General features: G+C 47.6%; 3 protein-coding genes. 1 reads left to right on the top strand and 2 read right to left on the bottom strand.

Features of this window, described 5'->3' with window-relative positions; all coding sequences use genetic code 11:
• Together PX482_RS18370 and tig are read right to left on the bottom strand one after the other, a co-directional pair.
• A partial coding sequence (locus PX482_RS18370) for an ATP-dependent Clp protease proteolytic subunit (protein WP_288122811.1) occupies nt 1–484 on the bottom strand: 484 nt, incomplete at its 3' end.
• A 247-nt stretch (nt 485–731) separates the two neighbouring features.
• A complete protein-coding gene (gene tig / locus PX482_RS18365) occupies nt 732–2,129 on the bottom strand; it encodes a trigger factor (protein ID WP_288122809.1) in 1,398 nt (465 codons plus the stop codon).
• Nucleotides 2,130–2,453: 324 nt separating this feature from the next.
• Between tig and PX482_RS18360 the strand changes: the two genes are divergently transcribed.
• The gene (locus tag PX482_RS18360) at nt 2,454–3,491 is read left to right on the top strand and encodes an aspartate-semialdehyde dehydrogenase (RefSeq protein WP_002758599.1); all 1,038 of its coding nucleotides are present in this window, start codon (nt 2,454–2,456) and stop codon (nt 3,489–3,491) included.
• The last annotated feature ends 9 nt before the right edge of the window (nt 3,492–3,500 follow it).

Here is a 3,500-nt window from a genome sequence, read left to right as displayed (position 1 = left end):
TAGCTTGACCTTGGGCGCCGCCGAGGGGTTGGTGAATCATGATCCGGCTACTGGGTAGGGACATCCGTTTACCTGCTGCGCCGCCACAAAGCAGGAATGCTCCCATACTAGCGGCTAAACCGAAACAAATTGTCGCCACGTCGGGGCGAATTTGTTGCATGGTGTCGTAGATAGCTAGTCCGGCATAAACGGAACCACCGGGGGAGTTGATATAAAGTTGGATATCTTTTTCGGGATCTTCTGCCTCCAAGTAGAGGAGTTGGGCGACGATCGAATCAGCGGCCTGATCATCGACGGGAGTTCCCAAAAAGACAATTCTCTCGCGCAAGAGTCGAGAATAGATATCAAAAGCCCGTTCACCCATGCCAGACTGTTCGATTACCACGGGTAAAACGTTAGCTAGGGAGTTTCTCCCCGTGTTGGCGTAGATAGCAGGGCGACAATTACTGGTAATTGGGTAGTCAGGTGATCTCGATTCGAGCATAATTTTTTCGGTTCCGCTATCACAATCTTAGGGGTTTTGCTTGGCTGTGGAGCTTTTATTGGCCAATGTTAAGCATCTTTAGCACTTCTGTCCATCTATTATGCCCTAAGTTTCCCCCGGTTGGCAGGAATCGGTTATCAGTTATCAGGAGATGGGGGAATGGGGGAATGGGGGAATTCAACTAATACCCCAACACCCTAAAACCCTAACACCCCAACACCCCAACACGACTGCTAACTCCTTACGGTTATTCTTCCTCAGCCTCAGCTGCCAACACTTCCACTTCGGTGAATGCGAAGGTTTCTTCCGTTTCCTCATCCTCCCTTGTTTCTTCCTCTAGGGAACCTTTGGGGACGAGGGTGATAGTAGCTTTTTCTTTCAGCCATTCCAGGGTGTTTTCTGCCAGCATTTCTTCGGTGATCACCTGTTCCAGACGCTGCCTATCTATGTCGCGATCGGACAATTGGACCATGATTTTAGCGATTTTTTCCGTTACCGCTTCGGCACTGACTTCAATGCCGGCGACTTTAGCCAATTCCTGCACCACGAGAGTCTCTTTCAGACTTTCGATCGCATCGGGACGGGTGTTTTCCCGCATTTTGGGAATATTATCTTTTGTAAACAACTGGTTGACATCTAGCCCCATTTGTTGAAATTCCATGAAGCTTTGGGTCAAAATATGCGTCACTTCCTTTTCGATCAGCGTCTCCGGTAAATCTAAAGTCGCACCCTTGACCAATTCCTTGGTTAAAGCGTCATAAATGCTTTCTTTGGTTTCCTTCTCCGCTTGTTCTTGGAAACGTTTCTCTAAACTTGCTCTTAATTCGGCGATTGTTTCCTGATCGCTGACTTCTTGGGCAAAATCGTCGTCAAGCTCTGGTAATTCCTTTGCCTTTAACTCTTTCATCGTAATTGTAAAGATTACCGCTTTTGCTGCCACATCCTCTTTCGGATAATCTTCTGGGAAAGTTAAAGTCATCTCTTTGACTTCTTCCGGTTTCATGCCGATAATTCCTTCCACCATCCCCTCGATAAAGCGTCCTGCTTCCATATCCACCCGCAGATCTTCGCCGTCAATATCCGGGATATCTTCGCCAGTTTCGGCGGATTTTCCCCGATAATCAACGATCGCCACATCTCCCAGCTGCGCCCCGCGATCTTCCACGGGAACCAATGTCGCTAACTGTTCTTGACGCTCTTTAAACCAATTTTCCACGGATTCGGGATCATAAACGGTTTCTTCGGCAGTAACGCTCAGATTTTCGTAATCTCCGAGAATAATTGTCGGGGCCACATCCACGGAAACTGAAAAAGTCAAAGCTTTACCCGGTTCATAGGCAGCGATCAAATCCTCAAACTGAGACAATAGCTGGGGATTACCCAGGGACTCGATCCCCTCCTGTTTTAGGGCAGATTCGAGGCAATTTTCGATTAATTCCTCAATTACCGCCGCTTTTACCGCTTTAGTTCCCAATCTTTGCAGAAGAATCTGACGGGGAACCTTACCGGGGCGAAAACCGGGTATATTGGCCGACTTCGCTAAATTATTTACCACTTTCTCGTGGGTGTTTTTCGTGGTTTCGGCGGGAATTTCAATTTCTAAACCTATCTGACTGGCAGGAAGCTTTTCCTGAATAACTTTCATTGATTTTTCTAGCTCTTACGACAAGGAACGTTTATAATAGGGTGAGCGGTGTTTACGCCTGCGGTGGATCCGTCCCGCTCATGATATTCTAGGGGAATAGCTGCAGTTGCTCCCCAAGCTGTCACAATCTTTTTATTTTAGCGGTCAATGGGGTATATTTAATTTATTCCGTCCTTGGGGCAGTTAAGCCCAATCAGAAAATTTTGCTGATCAAAAGCCGATCAATCCAAGCTTGAGAATAACTCGGCGGACAAAAAAGATTTTTTACTGTAACGATTTCTTCAGACCATTATCATCACCCAACTCGTCAGGAGGTTACACAATTTGAGTCAAAAAGTACGGGTCGCTATTTTAGGGGCCACCGGGGCCGTGGGAACGGAATTACTAGAGTTATTAGCTAGTCGTCAATTCCCTCTCGCTAGTCTAAAATTACTGGCTTCCGAGCGTTCTGCTGGAAAAACCCTCGATTTTCAGGGCGAAAGTCTCCTCATCGAAGCGGTAAACGAGCGCTCTTTTCAGGACGTGGATATCGTTCTCGCTTCTGCGGGGGGAGCCACCTCAAAAGTTTGGGCGAAAACTATTGTCGAGTCGGGTGCGACGATTATCGATAACTCCAGCGCTTTTCGCATGAATCCCGAAGTGCCTCTGGTTGTCCCGGAAATCAATCCCGACAGTGTGGACAATCACCGGGGCATTATCGCTAATCCCAACTGTACGACAATTCTTTTAGGAGTGGCGATCTGGCCTCTCCACCAAGTACAGGCGATCGAGCGAGTAGTAGTTTCTACTTATCAGTCCGCTAGTGGTGCTGGAGCGCGAGCCATGGAGGAGGTAAAACAGCAAGCGCAAGCAATTCTTGACAATCGACAACCTCCCACTAATTCCTTCCCCTATCCCCTCGCTTTTAATCTTTTTCCCCACAATACCCCGATTAATGGTCAGGGGTACTGCGAGGAAGAAATGAAAATGGTCAACGAAACCCGCAAGATTTTTGCTTGTCCAGAGCTGCGGGTTAGTGCCACCTGTGTACGGGTTCCCGTCCTGCGCGCCCATTCGGAATCGGTTAACCTAGAATTTAGTCGGCCTTTTTCTGTGGTGAAGGCTAGAGAAATTCTTCAGTCCGCTCCGGGGGTAAAATTAGTGGAAGATTGGGACGCTAATTATTTTCCCATGCCAATTGATGCTACCGGTCGCGATGAAGTATTAGTGGGACGCATTCGTCAAGATATCTCCCATCCTAACGGTCTAGAATTGTGGCTATGCGGCGATCAAATTCGCAAGGGTGCGGCTTTAAATGCCGTGCAAATTGCGGAACTTTTAGTCAAGAAAAATCTCGTCGGTTCAAGATTAGCAACAGTTTGATAATTAAGC

It is taken from the genome of Microcystis sp. M53602_WE12, from assembly GCF_030065455.1.
Classification (GTDB): domain Bacteria; phylum Cyanobacteriota; class Cyanobacteriia; order Cyanobacteriales; family Microcystaceae; genus Microcystis; species Microcystis aeruginosa.
The sequence above is the reverse complement of the archived record's forward strand: the minus strand, read 5'-3'. Positions and strand labels throughout refer to the sequence as shown.

Coding starts and splice junctions, on each gene's coding strand:
- tig (WP_288122809.1), bottom strand. CDS start 2,129: ATGAAAGTTATTCAGGAAAAGCTTCCTGCCAGTCAGATAGGTTTAGAA.